Source organism: Caballeronia sp. LZ019 (assembly GCF_031450825.1).
Taxonomy (GTDB): Bacteria; Pseudomonadota; Gammaproteobacteria; order Burkholderiales; family Burkholderiaceae; genus Caballeronia.
In genome coordinates this window covers 2,312,359-2,333,104 of sequence record NZ_JARTVZ010000005.1, presented here as the reverse complement: position 1 = coordinate 2,333,104, position 20,746 = coordinate 2,312,359, and the positions used below count along the sequence as shown (strand labels likewise).

Annotated in this window: 13 protein-coding genes and 1 pseudogene; 7 read left to right on the top strand and 7 right to left on the bottom strand. The window is 63.4% G+C overall.

The features are described from left to right. Positions 1–3: 3 nt before the first annotated feature. Positions 4–1,188: a D-alanyl-D-alanine endopeptidase gene (gene pbpG, locus P9255_RS24305; protein WP_309765159.1), complete on the bottom strand. Its 1,185-nt coding sequence runs from the start codon at positions 1,186–1,188 to the stop codon at positions 4–6. A 711-nt stretch (positions 1,189–1,899) separates the two neighbouring features. On the opposite strand from pbpG, the gene P9255_RS24300 reads away from it, so the two are divergent. Beyond that, positions 1,900–2,487, top strand: coding sequence for a phasin family protein (locus tag P9255_RS24300; RefSeq protein WP_035970856.1), 588 nt, complete (start codon positions 1,900–1,902; stop codon positions 2,485–2,487). A 147-nt stretch (positions 2,488–2,634) separates the two neighbouring features. Here P9255_RS24300 and lpdA read toward each other — a convergent pair whose 3' ends face one another. The 4 genes and pseudogenes from lpdA to aceE all read right to left on the bottom strand — a co-directional run bounded on the left by lpdA (position 2,635) and on the right by aceE (position 9,227). Then, the gene (gene lpdA / locus P9255_RS24295) at positions 2,635–4,377 is read right to left on the bottom strand and encodes a dihydrolipoyl dehydrogenase (RefSeq protein WP_309765487.1); all 1,743 of its coding nucleotides are present in this window, start codon (positions 4,375–4,377) and stop codon (positions 2,635–2,637) included. Positions 4,378–4,503: 126 nt separating this feature from the next. Next, positions 4,504–4,710: pseudogene (locus P9255_RS24290) on the bottom strand (biotin/lipoyl-containing protein); the annotation flags it as partial. 73 nt (positions 4,711–4,783) lie between these two features. Continuing rightward, positions 4,784–6,454 carry a dihydrolipoyllysine-residue acetyltransferase gene (gene aceF, locus P9255_RS24285; RefSeq protein ID WP_309765160.1) on the bottom strand — a complete coding sequence of 557 codons (1,671 nt, stop codon included), beginning with the start codon at positions 6,452–6,454 and terminating at the stop codon, positions 4,784–4,786. A gap of 79 nt (positions 6,455–6,533) precedes the next feature. Next, the gene (gene aceE / locus P9255_RS24280) at positions 6,534–9,227 is read right to left on the bottom strand and encodes a pyruvate dehydrogenase (acetyl-transferring), homodimeric type (protein WP_309790547.1); all 2,694 of its coding nucleotides are present in this window, start codon (positions 9,225–9,227) and stop codon (positions 6,534–6,536) included. A 288-nt stretch (positions 9,228–9,515) separates the two neighbouring features. Here aceE and fixL point away from each other — a divergent pair, with 288 nt between their 5' ends. The 6 genes from fixL to P9255_RS24250 all read left to right on the top strand — a co-directional run bounded on the left by fixL (position 9,516) and on the right by P9255_RS24250 (position 18,639). Further along, positions 9,516–12,059, top strand: coding sequence for an oxygen sensor histidine kinase FixL (gene fixL, locus P9255_RS24275; protein WP_309765162.1), 2,544 nt, complete (start codon positions 9,516–9,518; stop codon positions 12,057–12,059). Further along, positions 12,056–12,694, top strand: a complete 639-nt coding sequence (gene fixJ, locus P9255_RS24270; protein WP_309790546.1) for an oxygen response regulator transcription factor FixJ — start codon at positions 12,056–12,058, stop codon at positions 12,692–12,694. The genes fixL and fixJ overlap by 4 nt, the downstream gene beginning before the upstream one ends. 348 nt (positions 12,695–13,042) lie before the next feature. After that, the gene (locus tag P9255_RS24265) at positions 13,043–14,374 is read left to right on the top strand and encodes a DUF3300 domain-containing protein (RefSeq protein ID WP_404980410.1); all 1,332 of its coding nucleotides are present in this window, start codon (positions 13,043–13,045) and stop codon (positions 14,372–14,374) included. A 53-nt stretch (positions 14,375–14,427) separates the two neighbouring features. Beyond that, positions 14,428–15,339, top strand: coding sequence for a DUF2950 domain-containing protein (locus P9255_RS24260; RefSeq protein ID WP_309765164.1), 912 nt, complete (start codon positions 14,428–14,430; stop codon positions 15,337–15,339). 180 nt (positions 15,340–15,519) lie between these two features. Continuing rightward, complete coding sequence (gene folD, locus P9255_RS24255) at positions 15,520–16,374, top strand: bifunctional methylenetetrahydrofolate dehydrogenase/methenyltetrahydrofolate cyclohydrolase FolD (RefSeq protein ID WP_309765165.1); 855 nt, start codon at positions 15,520–15,522, stop codon at positions 16,372–16,374. Between the two features lie 147 nt (positions 16,375–16,521). Continuing rightward, positions 16,522–18,639 carry a M3 family metallopeptidase gene (locus tag P9255_RS24250; RefSeq protein ID WP_309765166.1) on the top strand — a complete coding sequence of 706 codons (2,118 nt, stop codon included), beginning with the start codon at positions 16,522–16,524 and terminating at the stop codon, positions 18,637–18,639. A 45-nt stretch (positions 18,640–18,684) separates the two neighbouring features. Here the strand turns inward: P9255_RS24250 and P9255_RS24245 are convergent, their stop codons facing one another. Both P9255_RS24245 and P9255_RS24240 read right to left on the bottom strand, forming a co-directional pair. After that, entirely contained in the window at positions 18,685–19,959 is a 1,275-nt protein-coding gene (locus tag P9255_RS24245) for an amidohydrolase family protein (RefSeq protein ID WP_309765167.1), read from the bottom strand. A 134-nt stretch (positions 19,960–20,093) separates the two neighbouring features. Further along, positions 20,094–20,708 carry a hypothetical protein gene (locus P9255_RS24240; protein WP_309790545.1) on the bottom strand — a complete coding sequence of 205 codons (615 nt, stop codon included), beginning with the start codon at positions 20,706–20,708 and terminating at the stop codon, positions 20,094–20,096. Positions 20,709–20,746 lie beyond the last annotated feature (38 nt).

Sequence of the window (20,746 nt, the reverse complement as noted above, 5' to 3'; positions counted from 1 at the left end):
CGCTCAGGGATTAGCGCCGCCGCCCATGTCCGCGCTCATGATGCGCGGCTCGCCGAGCGTGTCGAGATACGACCGCAGGCGGCCAGCATCGGCGAAGCGCGAATACTTGCCATACGAATCCAGCAGCACCATGATGACCGGCCGGCCGTGCACGTTCGCCTGCATCACGAGACATTCGCCCGCCTCGTTGATGAATCCGGTCTTCTGCAAGCCGATATCCCACGACGCATTGCGAACCAGCGCATTCGTGCTGTTGTACGCGAGCGTGCGCTTGCCGGTGAAGACTTCGTAGCTGCGGTCCGTCGAGAATTTGCGAATCAGCGGATACTGGTACGCCGCGTTGACCATCTTCACGAGATCGCGCGCACTCGACACGTTCTGGCTCGTAAGACCGGTGGAATTTTCGAAGTGGGTATCAGTCATGCCGAGCGCCTTCGCTTTTGCATTCATCGCCGCGATGAACGCCGGACGCCCGCCGGGGTAATAACGCGACAACGCCGCCGCCGCGCGATTTTCCGACGCCATCAGCGCGATATGCAGCATGTCTTCACGATTCAGCACCGAACCCACGGCGAGCCGCGAGCCCGTGTATTTCTCGTAGTCGCGGTCTTCGTCGGTCACCGTCATTTCTTCGGTGAGCGGCATGTGCGAATCGAGCGCGACCATCGCCGTCATCAGCTTCGTGATGGATGCGATCGGCACGACGGCGCGCGAGTTCTTGTCGAAGAGCGTCTCGGAGGTGTCCTGATCGACGACATATGCAACGCTCGACCGCAGCGCGAGGCTGTCGGGCGTATCGTGCAGACCGAACGCCTGCCCGACCGACGTCGCGCGCGGCTGGTACGCCACGGAGTGCACAGCAGCACGGCGCGCATGCGAGTCCATCCGGTAGTTCACGCGACGCTTGCGCGAGGCCTTGGGTGCGTCGTCGTCATCGGCCGCGGCGACCTTGGCCGCGCGCGCGCCCTTGCCGGCTTTCGCGACGCGAGCCGGCTTGGCGGACTTGCCTGCGGCTGCGGGCTTGGCGGATTGCTTGGCGGCCTTGCTGTGCGTGGTGGTTTTGGCGAGGGCTTCAGCCGGAGCCACTGCGAAGGATGTCGCGACGGCGAGCGATACGGCGAGAGACAATGCGGAGCGCAATGCCACGCCATGCACCACCTTTAGCGACGAAAACATTTCGGTTTTCATTAGTGTTCTGTTGGGCGGCTGGAGAGTACCGCCAAGTGTAGTGAAGCTGCGAAATTTAAGCAATATTAAGCACTTATCGACGCACGTTAATCCGTTTTGTAAGCGCCGATTGCTGATTTCTGAAACATTGGGCGCATCGATCGGCAAAAACGATCGAGCCCTGAGCAGCCGACACTGCGAAACCCGCGCTTTGACCCGCTGTTTCACGTGCTGTCGGCAATTCTTTCCCAAACTTGAGGCTCGACTTTAAGAACGGCGCTGGCGGGCTTGCTGCTAGCGGAGAGGAGCGCATGTCCTTCCCTCTCCCCGCGCCGGTGTGCACTGCATCGTCAGTCGAAATGTTAACGGTTCTTCAACAGTTTGGTGTACGGCAACGTCTTAAAAACAAGAACAGACGAGAAATTTCTTAGCGATCGACGGAGCCCGTAATCGGGCAGAAGCGGCGAAGTTGCTGCTTTTCGGCAATTCAGCATGGTGCATGAGCTGCACCTCTTGCCTCTGGAACGTTCGAACCTTTGTACTTAAACTCTTGTTTAACAAGGGTTTTCCACTATTTGTGCATCGCACAAAAAGCCCTTGACATCGATAGGAATATCTCTAAAATGGGCTTCATGTTGCGACGCACCAATCGAAGGTGCACCATCTGGCAGCAAGTTGCTGCAACTATCAAACCACGACCCGCCGTGATGGGTCGGCAATAAGGAGCCTGAGATGACGCTGTTGACCCCCGAGCAAATCGCCGCTGCGCAGAAAGCCAACTTCGACACGCTGTTCGGTCTGACGAACAAGGCGTTCGAGGGCGTCGAGAAGCTCGTCGAACTGAATCTCCAAGTCGTGAAGTCCACGCTCGCCGAAAGCCAGGAAAACGCGCAACGCGCCCTCTCGGTGAAGGACGCGCAGGAACTGCTGGCGCTGCAGGCCAGCCTGACCCAGCCGGTCGCCGAGAAGGTGCTGTCGTACGGCCGTCACCTGTATGAAATCGCATCGGCCACGCAAGCTGAGTTCGCCCGCGTCGCGGAAGCGCAGTACGAAGAGCAGAACCGCAAGGTCCAGACGCTGGTCGACAATGTTGCGAAGAACGCGCCCGCTGGTTCGGAAACGGCTGTCGCCGTGATGAAGTCGGCCATCACCGCCGCGAACACGACGTACGAAACCGTCCACAAGGCAACGAAGCAAGCTGTCGAAATCGCGGAAAGCAACTTCAACGCCGCCGCCACGGCTGCCACGAAGGCTGCGACGCAAGCGACCGAGCAAGCTGCTCGCACCGCTGCAGTTTCGGCAAAGCGCACTGTCGCGTAAGACATCGGCCAGGCATGCTTCGGCATGCGACGGTTGAAACAAGAAACCCGGCTCCGGCCGGGTTTTTTTTTGCACGGCGAGTTCGGCATAAAAAAAGGCGCGTCCCTTTGCAGGAACGCGCCTTCGTGCGTCAAACGACCCGCGAGATTACTTCTTCCGCTGCGGCGGCAGATCCGTGCAGACGCCTTCGTACAACTCAGCCGCCATGCCGACCGATTCACCGAGCGTCGGATGCGGGTGAATGGTCTTGCCGATATCCGTCGCATCCGCGCCCATCTCGATGGCGAGACACACTTCGCTGATCAGATCACCCGCATTCAGCCCGACGATCCCGCCGCCGATCACGCGATGCGTCTCTTCGTCGAAGATGAGCTTCGTGAAGCCTTCGTCGCGGCCGTTCGCGATCGCGCGACCGGACGCCGCCCACGGGAACACCGCCTTGCCGTACTTGAGGCCTTCGGCCTTGCACTGTTCCTCGGTCTTGCCGGCCCACGCCACTTCCGGATCGGTGTAGGCGACCGACGGAATCTGCATCGCGTCGAAGTACGCCTTCTCGCCGTGCGCGGCTTCCGCCGCAACGTGGCCTTCGTGCACCGCCTTGTGCGCGAGCATCGGCTGGCCGACGAGATCGCCGATCGCAAAGATGTGCTCGACGTTCGTGCGCATCTGCTTGTCGACGTTGATGAAGCCGCGATCCGTCACGGCCACGCCCGCCTTGTCCGCGCCGATCTTGCCGCCGTTCGGGCTGCGGCCGACGGCCAGCAGCACGAGGTCGTAGCGCTGCGGCTCGGCCGGCGCCTTCTCGCCTTCGAACGTGACGTAGATGCCATCGTCCTTCGCTTCGGCCTTCGTGGTCTTCGTCTTGAGCATCACGTTGGCGAAACGCTTCGCGTTGAACTTCTCCCACACCTTCACGAGATCGCGGTCCGCGCCGACCATCAGGCCGTCAAGCATTTCAACCACGTCGATCTCGGCGCCGAGCGTCGAATAGACCGTGGCCATTTCGAGCCCGATGATGCCGCCGCCCACCACCAGCATGCGCTTGGGCAACTGGCGCAGCTCGAGCGCACCGGTCGAATCGACAACGCGCGGGTCATCCGGGAAGAACGGGAGCTTCACCGCTTGCGAGCCGGCCGCGATGATCGCCTTCTTGAAGCGCACGACTTTCTTGCCGCCGTCGCCCTGCACTTCCATGTGATGCGGATCGACGAACGTGCCGACGCCCGTGACCACCTGCACCTTGCGCGCCTTCGCCATGCCCGCGAGACCGCCGGTCAGCTTCTTGACGACGCCTTCCTTGAAGCCGCGCAGCTTGTCGAGGTCGATCTTCGGCTCGCCGAAGCTGATGCCGTGCGATGCCAGCGCGGCCGCCTCGTCGATGACGAGCGCGGTATGCAGCAGCGCCTTCGACGGAATGCAGCCGACGTTGAGGCACACGCCGCCGAGCGTCGAATAGCGTTCGACGAGCACGGTGTTCATGCCGAGATCGGCGGAACGGAATGCCGCCGAATAACCGCCGGGGCCCGCGCCGAGCACGAGCATGTCGCATTCGACGTCGGCCGAACCCGAATAGCTGCCCGCTTGCGGCGCGGGCTCGGCGCTCGCCTTCTCGGCCGGTTGCGGCTGGGCGGCGGCGGGCGCGGTCGGCACATACGTCGTGCCGCCGCCCTGCGCGTCGAGCGTCAGGATCGGCGTGCCTTCCGACACGTTGTCGCCGACCTTGACCTTCAGCTCCCTGACCGTGCCCGCTGCGGGCGACGGCACGTCCATCGTCGCCTTGTCGGATTCGAGCGTGACGAGCGACTGCTCCTTCTCGACCGTATCGCCCGGCTTCACGTGAATTTCGATGACCGGAATATCCTTGAAGTCGCCGATATCCGGGACCTTCACATCCTGCGCCGCGCCACTCGATGCGGCCGGCGCCGCCGGCTTCGCGGTCGACGCCTCTTTCGGCGCTTGCGCCTGCGATGCGCCCGCGCTCGCGCCTTCGGTTTCGATCATCGCGATGACCGAGCCCTGGCTCACCTTGTCGCCCTGCCTGACCTTCACTTCCTTGATGATGCCTGCGACATCGGCGGGCACTTCCATCGTCGCCTTGTCGGTTTCGAGCGTGATGACGCCCTGTTCCTTTTCGATGACGTCGCCGGGCTTGATATTGACTTCGATGACATCGACATCGGAGAAGTCGCCGATATCGGGTACTTTTAGTTCGACGAGACTCATGTTGTCCCCTAAGAGATGTGCGGATGGAACCTCGAGGCAAGCCCGAGGTTCCGCCGTCGGCCGGATCCGAAGATCAGAGAATGACGCGACGGAAATCGCCCAGAATCGCCGACAGATACGCGTTGAAGCGCGCAGCGGCCGCACCGTCGATGACGCGATGGTCGTACGACAGCGACATCGGCAGCGTGAGGCGCGGCACGAACTGCTTGCCGTCCCACACCGGCTTCATCTGACCGCGCGAAAGGCCGAGAATGGCCACTTCCGGCGCGTTGATGATCGGCGTGAAGTGCGTCCCGCCGATGCCGCCCAGCGACGAAATCGAGAAGCAGCCGCCCTGCATCTGATCGGGCTTCAGCTTGCCGTCGCGTGCGAGCTTCGACAGTTCCGCCATCTCCTTCGCGATGTCAACGAGGCCCTTCTTGTCCGCGTCGCGGATCACCGGAACGACGAGGCCGTTCGGCGTATCGGCCGCGAAACCGATGTGGTAATACTGCTTGAAGACGAGGTTGTCGCCATCGAGGCTCGCATTGAAGTCCGGGAACTTCTTCAGCGCCGAGACCACGGCCTTGATGACGAACGCGAGCATCGTGAACTTGACGCCTGCCTTCTCGTGCTCCTTGTTGAGCTTGACGCGCAGTTCTTCCAGTTCGGTGATGTCCGCTTCGTCGTTGTTCGTGACGTGCGGGATCATCACCCAGTTGCGATGCAGGTTCGCGCCGGAGATCTTCTTGATGCGCGAGAGCGGCTTCGGATCGACCGGACCGAACTTCGTGAAATCGACCTTCGGCCACGGCAGCAGGCCGAGTTCGCCGCCGCCACCGCCAGCCGGTGCGGCCGCCGCGGCGGGCGCTGCGCCCTGGCCGCTCATGACGCCCTTCACGAACGCGGTGATGTCCTGCTGCGTGATGCGGCCTTTCGGACCCGAGCCCTTCACACGCGTGACATCGACGCCCAGTTCGCGTGCGAACTTGCGCACCGACGGCGACGCGTGACTCGACGTGCGCGTGCCGTCGCCGGCAGGCATCAACGGCGCTTGCGCCAGCGCGGACGGCGCTTCCTTCGCGGCTGCGGCGGGCGCGGGCTTCGCGGGCGCGTCGGGCGGCGGCTCGACCGCTTTCGCGGCTTCCTGCTTCGGAGCCGGCGCCGCGGCGCTCGCACCGTCGCCGCCTTCGAGCACGAGGATCAGCGATCCTTCGGAGACCGTATCGCCGACCTTGACCTTCAGTTCCTTGACCGTGCCCGATGCGGGGCTCGGCACGTCCATCGTCGCCTTGTCGGATTCGAGCGTGACGAGCGACTGCTCCTTCTCGACCTTGTCACCGACCTTCACGCCGATCTCGATGATCGGGATGTCCGTGAAGTCGCCGATATCCGGCACCTTCACTTCCACCGATCCGCCGCCCGGCGCTTGCGCGGCCTGCGCCGGCTGCGATTGCGTCTGCGTATGGGCGGGCGCTTCCTGCTTCGCGGGCGCAGCCGACGACGCCGACGACCCCGCGTTCACGCCGCTTTCTAGCACGACGATCAGCGTGCCTTCCGACACGTTGTCGCCCACCTTCACCTTCACTTCCTTCACCGTGCCCGCTGCGGAACTGGGCACGTCCATCGTCGCCTTGTCGGATTCGAGCGTGACGAGGGATTGTTCCTGTTCAACGACATCGCCCGCCTTGACCAGAACCTCGATCACGGGAATGTCCTTGAAATCGCCGATGTCCGGCACTTTGACTTCGATCGCTTGACTCATTATTAGTGTCTCCTGGGTTGCACACGGCCTCTTTCCGCTTCGGAAAGAGGCCGCATCACAACGCTCGGGGGCGATGCCTTTAGACGGTCATCGGGTTGGGTTTGGCCGGGTCGAGGTTGTACTTGCTGATCGCCTCGGCGACGACCTTGCGCTCGATCGCGCCTTCGTCGGCCAGCGCGTTGAGCGCCGCCAGCGTGACCCAGTAGCGGTCGACTTCGAAGAAGTGGCGCAGCGCCTCGCGCGTGTCCGAGCGGCCGTAACCGTCGGTGCCGAGCACCACGAACTTGTTCGGGACATAGCCGCGAATCTGGTCGACGAGCGCGCGGATGTAATCCGTCAACGCGATCACCGGGCCTTGTGCGCCCTGGAGCAGCTTCGTCACGTGCGGCACGCGTCGCTCTTCGGTCGGATGCAGCAGGTTGTAACGCTCGCAGTCCTGGCCTTCGCGCGCGAGCTCGGTGAAGCTCGGCACGCTCCAGAGGTCGGCGGAGACGCCCCAGTCGTTCCTGAGCAGTTCGGCAGCGGCGATGACTTCGTTGAAGATCGTGCCCGCGCCCATCAGTTGAACGTGCGCCTTGGCCGGCGCGTCCGCCTTCCGGAACGAGTACATGCCCTTGATGATGTCCGACGCAACCGACTCACCCTGCGGAATCGCCGGATGCTCGTAGTTCTCGTTCATCACGGTGATGTAGTAGTACACGTCTTCCTGGTCCTGCACCATGCGGCGCAGACCGTCCTGCATGATGACCGCGAGTTCGTAGCCGAACGTCGGGTCGTAGCTCACGCAGTTCGGCACCGATGCGGCCCACAGGAGCGAGTGACCGTCTTCGTGCTGCAGGCCTTCGCCGTTCAGCGTCGTGCGCCCCGCGGTGCCGCCCAGCAGGAAGCCGCGCGAACGCATGTCGCCCGCCGCCCACGCCAGATCGCCGATGCGCTGGAAGCCGAACATCGAATAGAAGATGTAGAACGGGATCATGATCTCGCCGTGCGTCGAATACGACGTCGCGGCCGCGATCCAGTCGCACATGCCACCCGCTTCGTTGATGCCCTCCTGCAGAATCTGGCCGGTCTCCGATTCCTTGTAGAACATCAGCTGGTCGGAGTCTTCCGGAATGTACTTCTGGCCGTCCTGATTCCAGATGCCGATCTGGCGGAAGAGACCTTCCATGCCGAAGGTGCGCGATTCGTCCGGCACGATCGGCACGACACGCTTGCCGATGGCCTTGTCCTTCAGCAGGATGTTCAGCACGCGCACGAAGGCCATCGTCGTGGAGATTTCGCGGCCTTCGCCCGTGCCTTTCAGGAGCGGCTCGAATGCGGACAGCGCCGGCACCGGCAGCGATTCCGCCTTTTCGCGGCGCGCCGGCAGATAGCCGCCCAGGTCCATGCGCTTCTGGCGCATGTATTCGAGTTCCTTCGAGCCTTCCTCGAACGTGAGATACGGCACGTCAACGATCTGCTCGTCGGTGATCGGCAGGCGGAACTGGTCGCGGAATTTCTTCAGCGTCTCGATCGGCAGCTTCTTCTGCTGGTGCGTGATGTTCATCGCCTGGCCGTGCTCGCCCATGCCATAACCCTTGATGGTCTTGGCGAGGATGACGGTCGGCGCGCCCTTCGTCCTGGTCGCGGCGTCGAATGCCGCGTAGATCTTGTGCGGATCGTGGCCGCCGCGATTCAGGTTCCAGATGTCGTCATCGGACCAGTCGGCGACGAGGGCCTTCAGTTCCGGCGTGTTGAAGAAGTGCTCGCGCACGAATGCGCCGGACTCCGACTTGTACGTCTGATATTCGCCGTCGACGACTTCCATCATGCGGCGCATCAGCGCGCCGGTCTTGTCGCGTGCGAAGAGCGCGTCCCAGCGGCTGCCCCAGATGACCTTGATGACGTTCCAGCCCGCGCCGCGGAATTCGCTTTCCAGTTCCTGGATGATCTTGCCGTTGCCGCGCACCGGGCCGTCCAGACGCTGCAGGTTGCAGTTGATGACGAACACGAGGTTGTCGAGCCGCTCGCGCCCGGCCATGCCGATCGCGCCGAGCGATTCCGGCTCGTCCGTTTCACCGTCGCCGAGGAACGCCCACACCTTGCGGCCTTCGGTCTTTGCGATGCCGCGCGCTTGCATGTACTTCATGAAACGCGCCTGATAGATGGCCATGATCGGGCCGAGGCCCATCGACACGGTCGGGAACTGCCAGAAATCCGGCATCAGCCACGGATGCGGATATGACGAGATGCCCTCGCCGCCCACTTCCTGGCGGAAGTTGTTCAGCTGCTTCTCGGTCAGGCGGCCGAGCAGGAAGGCGCGCGAGTACACACCCGGCGACGAGTGCCCCTGCACGAACACGAGGTCGCCGCCATGCTCTTTCGACGGCGCATGCCAGAAGTGATTGAAGCCGACGTCATACAGCGTCGCCGCCGATGCGAACGAAGCGATATGGCCGCCGACGTTGGTGTCCTTGCCCGCGCGCAGCACCATTGCGATGGCGTTCCAGCGCGTGTACGAGCGGATGCGGTGTTCGACGTCCTGATCGCCCGGGATCTTCGCCTGGGTGGCGACGGGGATCGTGTTGATGTACGGCGTGTTCGCCGAGAACGGCAGATGCTCGCCATGCACGCGAGCGAATTCGATTTGCTTTTCGATCAGGTAGTGCGCGCGGTCAGGGCCGACCGCCGAAATCACGCCATCGAGCGCTTCCAGCCATTCGGCGGTTTCCTGCGGATCGTCGTCTTTTGCGTTGGCGACATATTTGAGAACTTCGTCGGGTACAGCGGACATGCTCGTCTCCTGATGTGAGGAACGCTCCTAAACCGCCAACACACGCCCGCGCGAAAGCACAAAAGCGGGCACTGGCCGCGTGCCGGCAATTCTAAAGAGGGTCCAGAGCTTGAAGCAAGGAATTTTTCGAATCATGAGAGGCTATCTCATAATACGGAAAATTGCTGCAATGCACCGTCCGATATGGCTTTTCAACTCGGATAGTTCGTCTCCTTTTCTTGTAAAGGCCTCATTCTTAGCGCCTTTTTACGCCAATTAACAATCGGGTGCTGCGTTACAATCGCTCCCATGTTGACTGACCGGCTGATCAAACGCTCGGCGCGCGTCGCAAAGAAGCCTGCCGACTCGTCGCCCTCCCGCTGGCACCACGGACCGTGGTGGTCGAACTCCTATTTACTCACGCCGCTCATTTCGATCCTCGTTTTTCTGGTCGTGATGAGTCTGATCCTATGGAGCCTGAACCGGCGCGAGCAGCAGCAACAGGAAGACACGCTGTATCGCAATGTCGCGTGGGCGCAGCAGCAGATCCGTCTTTCGATGACCGCTGCGCAAGAACAAATCCAGGCCCTCGCACGCGACATCACGGGCGGACACGGCGACCCGCAGAACTTCCAGAACGCATCCACCGACATCATGCAGGGGCATCCCGAGATCCTCTACATGAACTGGTACACGAGCGAGCACAAGCCGCGCTGGCCCAATTCGCCGCTGCCGGTGCTCGGCTCGCGGCTCGCCAAGCCGAACGACACGCAAATGGACGAAGCCGTGCAGGCTGCGTTCGACGAAGCCCGCACCACGCGCCGCCAGGTCTACTCGCCCCTTCTTTACGACGACCTCGGCAACGGCTACATCACGCTGCAGACGCCCGTTTTCCGCGACCGCGAATTCCTCGGATCGATCGCCGCCGTGTTTTCGATCGAAGGCATTCTCAAGCATGACATTCCAGGCGAACTGTCGGCGAAGTACAAGATCTCCATCACCGATCTGAACAATCGCGAGCTCGCCACCACGTCGAGCCGCCCGCGCCTGCCGCGCGACATGTTCTACGACCTGCCGCTCGATCCGCCGGGTCAAGGGCTGTCGGTTCGCGTCTATTCGTATCCGCAGCTCACGAACTTCACCAATAACACGCTCGTGTGGCTCGTGGCGGGATTGTCGTGCTTCGTGCTGTGGAGTCTGTGGAGCCTCTGGAAGCACACGCGCCAGCGCTTCGAGGCGCAGCAGGCGCTCTATGCCGAAGCCTTCTTCCGCCGTGCGATGGAAAACTCCGTGCTGATCGGCATGCGCGTGCTCGACATGCACGGCCGCATCACGCACGTGAATCCGGCGTTCTGCCGCATGACGGGCTGGGACGAGAGCGATCTCGTCGGCAAGAACGCGCCGTTCCCGTACTGGCCGCGCGATGCCTATCCGGAAATGCAGCGCCAGCTCGACATGACGCTGCGCGGCAAGGCGCCGTCTTCCGGCTTCGAACTGCGCGTGCGCCGCAAGGACGGCTCGTTCTTCCACGCGCGCCTCTATGTGTCGCCGCTGATCGACAGTTCGGGGCGTCAGACCGGCTGGATGTCGTCGATGACGGACATCACCGAGCCGAAGCGCGCCCGCGAGGAACTGGCCGCCGCGCACGAGCGCTTTACGACGGTGCTCGAAAGCCTCGACGCCGCTGTGTCCGTGCTGGCCGCCGACGAAGCCGAGCTGCTTTTCGCGAACCGCTATTACCGGCATCTGTTCGGCATCCGTCCGGACGGCCATCTGCAACTGGCGGGCGCGGCGTTCGACGGCAGCAGCCACAGTTCGTCCGACACCATCGACATGATCGACACCTATGCGGGCCTGCCTACCGCCGCGCTTACCGAAAGCTCGGCGGACGCGCAGGAAGTTTATGTCGAAGGCATTCAGAAGTGGTTCGAAGTCCGCCGCCAGTACATTCAGTGGGTGGACGGCCATCTCGCGCAGATGCAGATCGCGACCGACATCACGCAGCGCAAGCAGGCACAGGAACTCGCGCATCAGCAGGAAGAGAAGCTCCAGTTCACGAGCCGCCTGATGACGATGGGCGAGATGGCGTCGTCGCTCGCGCACGAACTGAATCAGCCGCTCGCCGCCATCAACAACTACTGCTCCGGCTGCGTCGCGCTCGTGAAGTCGGGCCGCATGACGCAGGAAACGCTGTTGCCCGTGCTCGAGAAGACCGCGCAACAGGCGGTGCGCGCGGGGATGATCATCAAGCGCATCCGCGAGTTCGTGAAGCGTTCGGAGCCGAAGCGCCAGGCCACGCGCGTCGCCGATATCGTCGCCGATGCGGTCGGGCTCGCCGAGATCGAGGCGCGCAAGCGGAAGATCCGCATCGTCACGGAGATTCGCTCGCGCATGCCGGTGATTTACGTCGATCCGGTTCTGATCGAACAAGTGTTGGTCAACCTGTTGAAAAACGCAGCGGAAGCAATGCATGATGCGAAACCGAACGCCGTCGATCCGGTGATCCGCGTCGTCGTGTTGCGCACGGACGGCGGCTCCGTTTGCATCAGCGTCGTCGATCAGGGGCCGGGCGTGGACGAAGCCACCGCCGAGCGCCTGTTCGAGCCGTTCTACAGCACCAAGTCGGACGGCATGGGCATGGGTCTGAACATCTGCCGCTCGATCATCGAATCACATCGTGGCCGCCTGTGGGTGGTCAACAATGTCGATCCGGACGGCCACGTCACCGGCGCGACCTTCCATTGCAGCCTGCCGATCGGCGAGGTGGACGGCTCGCACGGATCGGGCTCGGGTGGCGATGCGAACGACGAACACACGAATACGAGACAACAAACAGTTACGGGAGAACTATGAGCAGTCCAGTCACCACTCAGGAAACCGTCTTTGTCGTCAACGATGACGAGGCCGTGCGTGATTCTTTGCGCTGGCTGCTCGAGGCGAACGGCTATCGCGTGCAGTGCTTTTCGAGCGCGGAGTCCTTCCTCGATGTCTACCTGCCGATCGCTCATTCCGGCGCCATCGCCTGCCTGATTCTCGACGTCCGCATGGCCGGCATGACCGGCCTCGAATTGCAGGAAAAGCTGATCACCGAGAATTCGCTGCTGCCGATCATCTTCGTCACCGGCCACGGCGATGTCCCGATGGCCGTCTCCACGATGAAGAAGGGCGCGATGGACTTCATCGAGAAGCCCTTCGACGAAGCCGAGCTGCGCAAGCTCGTCGAGCGCATGCTGGAGAAGGCGCGCAGCGAAAGCACCAGCGTGCAGCAGCAGCGCGCGGCCGCCGAGCGCCTCGGCAAGCTGACGGCGCGCGAGCATCAGGTGCTCGAGCGCATCATCGCGGGACGCCTGAACAAGCAAATCGCCGACGACCTCGGCATCAGCATCAAGACCGTCGAAGCGCACCGCGCGAACATCATGGAGAAGCTGTCGGTGAATACCGTGGCTGATCTCCTGCGTCTCGCGTTGTCCAACAAGCCGCAGCAATAAATAGCGCTTCAACGCGGCCGGCTTCGGATGCCGGCCGCGCCTCCCTTCGCCACTCTTCAACACGCTTGCGCATATCGCGCGAGTGTGAAACGCGACGTTTCGCGATTCGCGTTGACACCTGGCAACGCAGCCCCGTAAGTTGATCGAGCGTTCTCAAGAGGACCCGGTCATGCACGGCAACGCGCTCGCTGCTCTCACGCTCCTTCAGCAAACGTTTCCCGCTTCTTCCCTCGCCAACGCAAGTCGCGTTCGGTTCGCAGTTCGGCTTCTCATCGTTTCCATCGGCTCTCGACTTCATGGCTGCCTTTTGGCAGCGATGAGTTGACGCGCGCTCAGGAGGACATCGCCTTGAATAAGAAAACCAACCGATCGCTCGTGAGTCGCGGCTGCGCGGCGCGCGTGCTGGCGATAGCGGCGACGCTTGCCGCTGCGCCGCTCGCCGTGCTTCACGCGCCGCCCGTTCACGCTCAGGCGCAGGGCAACGCCCCGGCGCAGAAGCTCACGAACCAGCAGCTCGACGCCCTCGTCGCGCCCATCGCGCTCTATCCGGACGCGCTGCTTGCTCAGGTGCTGATGGCGGCGACGTATCCGCAGGACATCGAAGCGGCTGCGCAATGGTCGAAGGCCAATCCGAACATTAAGGGCGATGACGCCGTGAAGGCCGTGCAGTCGGAGCCGTGGGACCCGAGCGTCCAATCGTTGGTGGCGTTCCCGCAGGCGCTCGCGACGATGGCCTCCAGGCTCGACTGGGTCACGCAGCTCGGCAACGCGTTCATCGCGCAGTCGAGCGATGTGATGGATTCGGTGCAGCGCCTTCGCCGGTCCGCCCAGAGCGCGGGCAATCTCAAGACGACCGAGCAGCAGAAAGTGGTCGTCGAGCAGAGCACGATCCAGATCGTCCCGGCGAATCCCGAAGTCGTGTATGTGCCGACGTACAACCCGACGGTCGTCTATGGCGCGTGGCCTTATCCGGCGTATCCGCCCGTCTATGTCCCGCCGCCGCCCGGCTACGCGATCGCGACCGGTTTCGCCACGGGGCTCGCGTTCGGCGCGGGCATCGCGGTCGCGAACTCGCTGTGGGGCAATTGCGACTGGAATCGCGGGGACGTGAACGTGAACGTCAACCGCTACAACAACATCAACGTGAACAACCGCATCAATGCGAACAGTAACAACGTGCGCTGGAACCGCAACGATCCGCAGTTCAACCGGAACACGAACGTGAACCGGCAGAACCGCGTGAACAATCAGAACCTGGCGTCGGTGAATCGCGACCAGTTCCGCGGACGCGATCAGGCGCGCGCGCAGGCCGCGCAGACGCTGCAGCAGCGCACCGGGCAGAACATGAACCAGACGGCCAACCAGCGCGTGCAGAACATGCGCCAGGGCGGAGCGGGCAATGGCGACCTGCATCAACGGGCGCAGAACGTCAATCGCGACAACGCGCTGCGCGGCGCGGGCGATGGCAATGTCGCGCGGCAGGACATGCAGCGCGGACAGGCAAGCCGGCAATCGCTTGCGAGCGCACATCCGAACGCGGGCGGCGGGTTCGAGCGTCAGGGCAACGCAGGCGGCGGGATACAGCGCAGCGGCGGTGGCTTTCAGGGAGGCGGCGCAGGCGGCTTCCACGGCGGCGGCGGCGGCGGTTTTCACGGCGGCGGAGGAGGATTCCGCCGGTGATGATGAGACGAGCCCAGATACGCCAACCTGCAAGTCCGACCCCGGAGCCTCAGATGACTCGAACCACAACGCTGGCTGCATCGAAGAAAACGCTGCTATGCGCGACGCTCGCCGTCTCGCTGACGATGGCGGCAACCATCGCCCGTGCGCAGGCGCTCTACCCCACGCCCGATGCCGCCGCGCAAGCCTTCACCGACGCCGTCGCATCCAACGACGAAACCGCGCTTAAGAAAGTGCTCGGCAAGGATCACGCGCGCTACGTGCCGGCCGGCAGCGTCGGCGAGGACGATATCTATCAGTACCTCGCGTCGTGGGCGAAGGAGCATCGCATCGTCGAGGATAAGGAGCCGCTCGGCGGACGCAGAAGCGCGCACATCGAAACGGGCGACAGCGGCTGGACGCTGCCGATACCGCTCGTCGATACGGGCCGTGGCTGGCGCTTCGACATGCCCGCCGCGCGCGACGAGCCGCTGACGCGGCGCATCGGCCGCAACGAGCGATCGGTAATGCACGTCGCCCTCGCCTACGTCGATGCGCAGAACGACTATCGCAAGCTGATGAACCGCTACGCCGGCCGTTTCGTGAGCACGCCGGGCAAGCACGACGGCCTCTACTGGGACACCGCGCCCGGCGAGCCGGACAGTCCGCTCGGCCCGCTCGCCGCGACGATGCGCAACAAGACGCATCCGGGCGACGCGTACTACGGCTACCACTATCGCATCCTGACGGCGCAAGGCCCGCACGCGAAAGGCGGCGCGAAGAACTTCATGGAGGGCGGCGCGCTCGCGCAGGGCTTCGCCATGATCGCGTGGCCGGCCAGGTACGGCGAGACGGGCGTCATGAGCTTCATCGTCAATCAGGACGGGCAGGTCTTCGAGAAGAACCTCGGACCCGCGACCGCGCGCGTCGCGGCGTCGATCAAAGCGTTCGATCCGGATTCGTCCTGGCAGCCCGTTTCGCCCTGAGCGCGCCAGCGCCCCGCCCCCTGTCGCGTCGTCCGCCGCCGGACGCTGAAAAGCGCCCGGCGGTATAATCTCGCCCTTCCCCAAGGGCGCAACGCAAAGCGCCCGCGATGCCTGCAGCAGCCAGCCCTGCGCACGCGGCTCGCCAGTTCACGCCATCCGGCTCATCCTCACTGATTCGCCATGACTGCCCAACTCATCGACGGCAACTCCCTTTCCAAGACTCTTCGCGCCGATGTCGCCGCACGAGCCGCCGCCCTCACCGCTCGCGGCCACAAGCCGGGCCTCGCCGTCGTGCTCGTCGGCGACAACCCCGCGAGCGAAGTCTATGTGCGCAACAAGGTGAAGGCGTGCCAGGACAACGGCCTGCATTCGGTGATGGACCGCTTCCCCGCGACGCTTTCCGAGCGCGAACTGCTCGCGCACATCGACAAGCTCAATGCCGATCCCGCGATTCACGGCATCCTCGTGCAACTGCCGTTGCCCGCGCATATCGACAGCCACAAGGTCATCGAAGCCATCGCGCCGGAGAAGGACGTCGACGGTTTCCACGTCGCCAATGCGGGCGCGCTCATGACCGGCAAGCCGCTCTTCCGGCCCTGCACGCCCTATGGCGTGATGAAGATGTTCGAGGCGCACGGCATCGCTCTGCAAGGCGCGAACGCGGTGGTCATCGGCCGCTCGAACATCGTCGGCAAGCCGATGGCGCTCCTGCTGCTCGAAGCAGGCGCGACGGTCACGATCTGTCACAGCAAGACCCGCGACCTCGCGAAGCACACGCGCGATGCGGATGTGGTCGTGGCCGCAGTCGGCCGCCGCAACATCCTGACCGCCGACATGGTGAAGCCGGGCGCGACGGTCATCGACGTCGGCATGAACCGGGACGACGCCGGCAAGCTGTGCGGCGACGTGGATTTCGCGGGCGTGCGCGAAGTGGCCGGCCATATCACGCCCGTACCGGGCGGCGTCGGCCCGATGACCATCACGATGCTGCTCGTCAATACGATCGAAGCCGCCGAGCGCGCGGCGGCGGCGTAAGCGCACGCTCGGCGGGAGACCGCCAATCGTCCCCTTCCAAACAATCGATTGGTTTTTGGCCCTGCCGCCCCAATAATGTTCCGACAGGCATCTGAATGAAGCGGCGCGGCCCGTTCCGCGCCTGATCGAACTCGAATTGGGAGAGCCATGAGCGATACCACCGCAGCCACGCCGACCGCAGCCAGCAACCCGCTGCTCGATTTCTCCGACTTGCCGCGCTTCGGCGACATCAGGCCCGAGCATGTCACCCCGGCGCTCGACGTGCTGCTCGCGGCGGCCAAAGACGCCGTCGACCGCGCGAGCGCCCCGCAAACGCCCGCCACGTGGACGGACGTCGTCGAGGCGGTCGAGCGCGAATCGGAAAAGCTCTCGCGTGCGTGGGGCATCGTCGGCCATCTGAACGCCGTCGCCGATACGCCCGAATTGCGCGCCGCCCACGCTGAAAACCTGCCGCGCGTGACCGAATTCTCCGCGAGCGTCGGCCAGAATCTCGCCCTTTACGAGAAGTACAAGGCGATTGCCGCAAGCGAAGCATTCGCCGGTCTGTCGCCCGAACGCAAGAAGATCCTCGAGAACTCGCTGCGCGACTTCCGCCTGTCGGGCGCGGAACTGCCCGAAGATCGCAAGCCGCGTTTCGCGCAATTGCAGGAGGAGCAGGCGGCACTGTCGAAGGCGTTTTCGGATCACGTGCTCGATTCGACCAATGCGTACGCGTACATCGTCACGCAGCAGAGCGACCTCGCCGGCCTGCCCGACGACGTGATCGAAGCGGCACACGAAGCCGCGCAGAAGGAAGGCCGCCAGGGCTGGAAATTCACGCTGCACTTCCCGTCGTATTTCCCGGTGCTGCAATATGCGGAGCATCGCCCGTTGCGGGAGGCGATGTATCGCGCGTATGTGACGCGTGCTTCCGAACTCGGCGAAACCTATGGGCACGGCAAGGCCGAGTGGGACAACACGCAGAACATCGCCGAGCATCTGAAGCTGCGTCTCGAAGAGGCGCGCACGCTCGGCTATCAGAACTTCGCGGAAGTATCGCTTGCGCCGAAGATGGCCGAATCGCCCGCACAGGTCATCGCGTTCCTGGAAGACCTCGCCGTGCGCGCGCGTCCCTTCGCGGAAAATGACTGGATGGAGCTGCGCGCCTTCGCGGCGACCGAACTCGGCATGCCCGAGCTTCAGCCGTGGGATATCGCGTTCGCGGCGGAGCGTCTGCGTCAGAAACGCTACTCGTTCTCCGAGAACGAAGTGAAGCAGTACTTTCCGCAGGAAGCCGTGCTGAAGGGCCTGTTCAAGGTCACGGAAACGCTCTTCAACGTATCGATTCGCCGCGATGAAGCCGCCGTCTGGAACCCGGATGTGCGCTTCTTCCGCGTCGAGAACAAGGACGGTTCGCTGGTCGCGCAGTTCTATCTGGACCTGTACGCCCGCGAAGGCAAGCGCGGCGGCGCCTGGATGGACGATGCCCGCGCGCGCCACAAGCGCAGCGAAGGCGGCGTGCAGACGCCGGTCGCCTATCTGACGTGCAATTTCTCGGCGCCTGTCGGCGGCAAGCCGGCCTGCTTCACGCACGACGAAGTCATCACGCTGTTTCACGAGTTCGGGCACGGGCTGCATCACATGCTCACGCGCGTCGATGAACTGGGCGTGTCGGGCATCAACGGCGTCGAGTGGGACGCGGTCGAACTGCCGTCGCAGTTCATGGAAAATTTCTGCTGGGAGTGGGACGTGCTGACGGATATGTCGGCGCATGTAGACACCGGCGCGCCGCTGCCGCGCGAACTCTTCGACAAGATGCTCGCGGCGAAGAATTTCCAGAGCGGTCTCGGCACGCTGCGCCAGATCGTCTTCTCGATGTTCGACATGGTGCTGCACACGTCCTACGATCCGGCCAACGCGACGCAGAACGTCAACGACCTTGCCCGCGAAATCAACGAGAAGTTTCACGTGATTCCGCAGACGCCGTTCTCCCGCTGGCCGAACACGTTCAGCCATATCTTCGCGGGCGGTTATGCGGCGGGCTACTACAGCTACAAATGGGCAGAAGTGCTTTCCGCCGATGCCTACGCCGCGTTCGAAGAAGCCGCGAAGGCGGCGAACGGGTCGGTGCTGAATGCGGAAACCGGCACGCGTTATCGCCGCGAGATTCTCGAAGTGGGCGGCAGCCGTCCCGCGATGGATTCGTTCAAGGCGTTCCGCGGACGCGAGCCGAACATCGACGCGCTGTTGCGTCATAACGGCATGGCCGGGCAGACGCTGCACTGAGCTCCGATACTCGAAACCCCGGCCAGGCGCCGGGGTTTCTTGTCTCTAGCGCCTGATTCTGAAATCCACTTCCGCAGGCCGCCCTTCGAGGGCGAGCGTCGCGCGCACGGCCGGGCTGCGGCTCACCACCTTCCCTCTTCTGATCACCGCCGTGCGCGCCGCGCGCAGACGGATCGCTTCGATCGGATCACGCGCGTCGAGCACGACGCAATCCGCGTGGCAGCCCACCTCGATGCCGTAGCCTTCGAGCCCGAGGATGCGTGCGGGCGTCGTCGTGACGGCGTCGAAGCAGGCGCGCATCGCATCGACGCCCGTCATTTGGGCGACGTGCAGGCCCATGTGCGCGACCTCGAGCATGTCGCCGGAACCGAGGCTGTACCACGGGTCCATCACGCAGTCGTGGCCGAACGCGACGTCGATGCCCGCCGCCATCAGTTCTGGCACACGCGTCATGCCGCGTCGCTTCGGGTAGCTATCCGAGCGCCCTTGCAGCGTGATGTTGATGAGCGGATTGGCGATCGCCGCGACGCCGGACTCGCGTATCAGCGGGATCAGCTTGCTGACGTAGTAGTTGTCCATCGAGTGCATCGACGTGAGATGCGAGCCGGTCACGCGTCCATGCAGTCCAAGCCGATGCGTTTGTGCCGCGAGCGTTTCGATATGGCGGGACATCGGATCGTCCGATTCATCGCAGTGCATGTCGACGCGCAAGCCGCGCTCGGCTGCGAATTCGCATAGCAGTCTGACCGATGCCGCGCCGTCGGCCATCGTGCGCTCGAAGTGCGGAATGCCGCCGACCACATCGACGCCCAGATCGATTGCGCGCTTGAGATTGTCGAATGCGCCCGCGCTGCGCAACACGCCGTCCTGCGGAAACGCGACAAGCTGAAGGTCCAGATACGGCTTCACGCGCCGCTTCACTTCGACGAGCGCTTCGGCGGCGAGCAGGCGCGGATCGCACACATCGACGTGCGAGCGGATGGCAAGCAGCCCGCGCGCGACGGCCCAGTCGCAATACTGCAGCGCGCGCTCGACGATCGCTTCCTGCGTCAGTTCAGGCTTCAGTTCGCCCCATAGCGCGATGCCTTCCAGCAGCGTTCCCGACGCATTCACGCGTGGCAAGCCGTACGAGAGCGTCGCGTCCATGTGAAAGTGGGCGTCGACGAAAGGCGCGGTGACGAGCGAGCCGTTCGCGTCGATCTCCTCCGGTGCGTTGACGGCGAGATGCGGCTCGATGGCGGTGATGCGCCCCGCTTCGATGCCGATGTCGACGAGCCCGTTCGAGCGAACAAGCGATGCGCGGCGAATGACGAGATCCATCTGCGAAACCTCCGGCGGTGGCGGTACTGTCGATTGTAGCGAGCCATAAAGGCGCTGCGACGTACGCAGCGCCGTGGCGCGTGCGAGCGCAATCGGGCAATGCGGCGCAGCAGTCGTCAGGACGACGCGAGTTCTCAGCGCCGACCGTATTGTCGGTACACCACGATGAACCACGCGAGAACAAGCGGAGCACCGAGCAACCACAAGGCGCCGTCCGCAGCCACGGTGATCGGCGTGAGCGCGTAGAGCGCCTTGCTCGCATTGAACGGATTGGGCTCGTTGACGCGCACCTCGTATGTTCGTCGGAGCAGCTTCTTGTCCACCTTCGATGCGTCGAAGCCTTCGGCGCTGTAACGCTTGCCCTTCAGCGCGATAGACACAGATGCGGACAATGCATTCCGTGGTGTGAATCCAAAATGCACAGCCTGTGCGATCTCTTCGGCGCTTGCTTTCTCCAGTTCCATGCGAAGGTATCCCTCGACATTGCCGTTTTCATCGGCAAAGAAGGTGTCTGTGCGTACCTCCACCTTCGCATCGAGAGGCGAGTTGAGCAATTCCGCGAAGTGCTCGGGCGCGTCGAAAACATAGTGAAACTTGACGCCGAGAAACACGAGCTTCGTGCCGTCTGCCGAAGTCAGGACGCTATCGATCGATTCGGTATAAGTCCGGCGATCGTTTCTGTGGATCGAGCCGTACAGCGATTCCGTCACGCAAGCGGACAACAGTAAAGGCGTCGCCGCTGCGGCCATGATGAAGCTTCTTCGTTTCATTGATGCTCTGGTAGCTA

Excerpts from the sequence above, each read along its gene's own strand:
- pbpG (WP_309765159.1), bottom strand. The coding sequence starts at position 1,188 with ATGAAAACCGAAATGTTTTCGTCGCTAAAGGTGGTGCATGGCGTGGCA.
- P9255_RS24300 (WP_035970856.1), top strand. The coding sequence starts at position 1,900 with ATGACGCTGTTGACCCCCGAGCAAATCGCCGCTGCGCAGAAAGCCAAC.
- aceF (WP_309765160.1), bottom strand. The coding sequence starts at position 6,454 with ATGAGTCAAGCGATCGAAGTCAAAGTGCCGGACATCGGCGATTTCAAG.
- aceE (WP_309790547.1), bottom strand. The coding sequence starts at position 9,227 with ATGTCCGCTGTACCCGACGAAGTTCTCAAATATGTCGCCAACGCAAAA.
- fixL (WP_309765162.1), top strand. The coding sequence starts at position 9,516 with ATGTTGACTGACCGGCTGATCAAACGCTCGGCGCGCGTCGCAAAGAAG.
- fixJ (WP_309790546.1), top strand. The coding sequence starts at position 12,056 with ATGAGCAGTCCAGTCACCACTCAGGAAACCGTCTTTGTCGTCAACGAT.
- P9255_RS24260 (WP_309765164.1), top strand. The coding sequence starts at position 14,428 with ATGACTCGAACCACAACGCTGGCTGCATCGAAGAAAACGCTGCTATGC.
- folD (WP_309765165.1), top strand. The coding sequence starts at position 15,520 with ATGACTGCCCAACTCATCGACGGCAACTCCCTTTCCAAGACTCTTCGC.
- P9255_RS24250 (WP_309765166.1), top strand. The coding sequence starts at position 16,522 with ATGAGCGATACCACCGCAGCCACGCCGACCGCAGCCAGCAACCCGCTG.
- P9255_RS24245 (WP_309765167.1), bottom strand. The coding sequence starts at position 19,959 with ATGGATCTCGTCATTCGCCGCGCATCGCTTGTTCGCTCGAACGGGCTC.
- P9255_RS24240 (WP_309790545.1), bottom strand. The coding sequence starts at position 20,708 with ATGGCCGCAGCGGCGACGCCTTTACTGTTGTCCGCTTGCGTGACGGAA.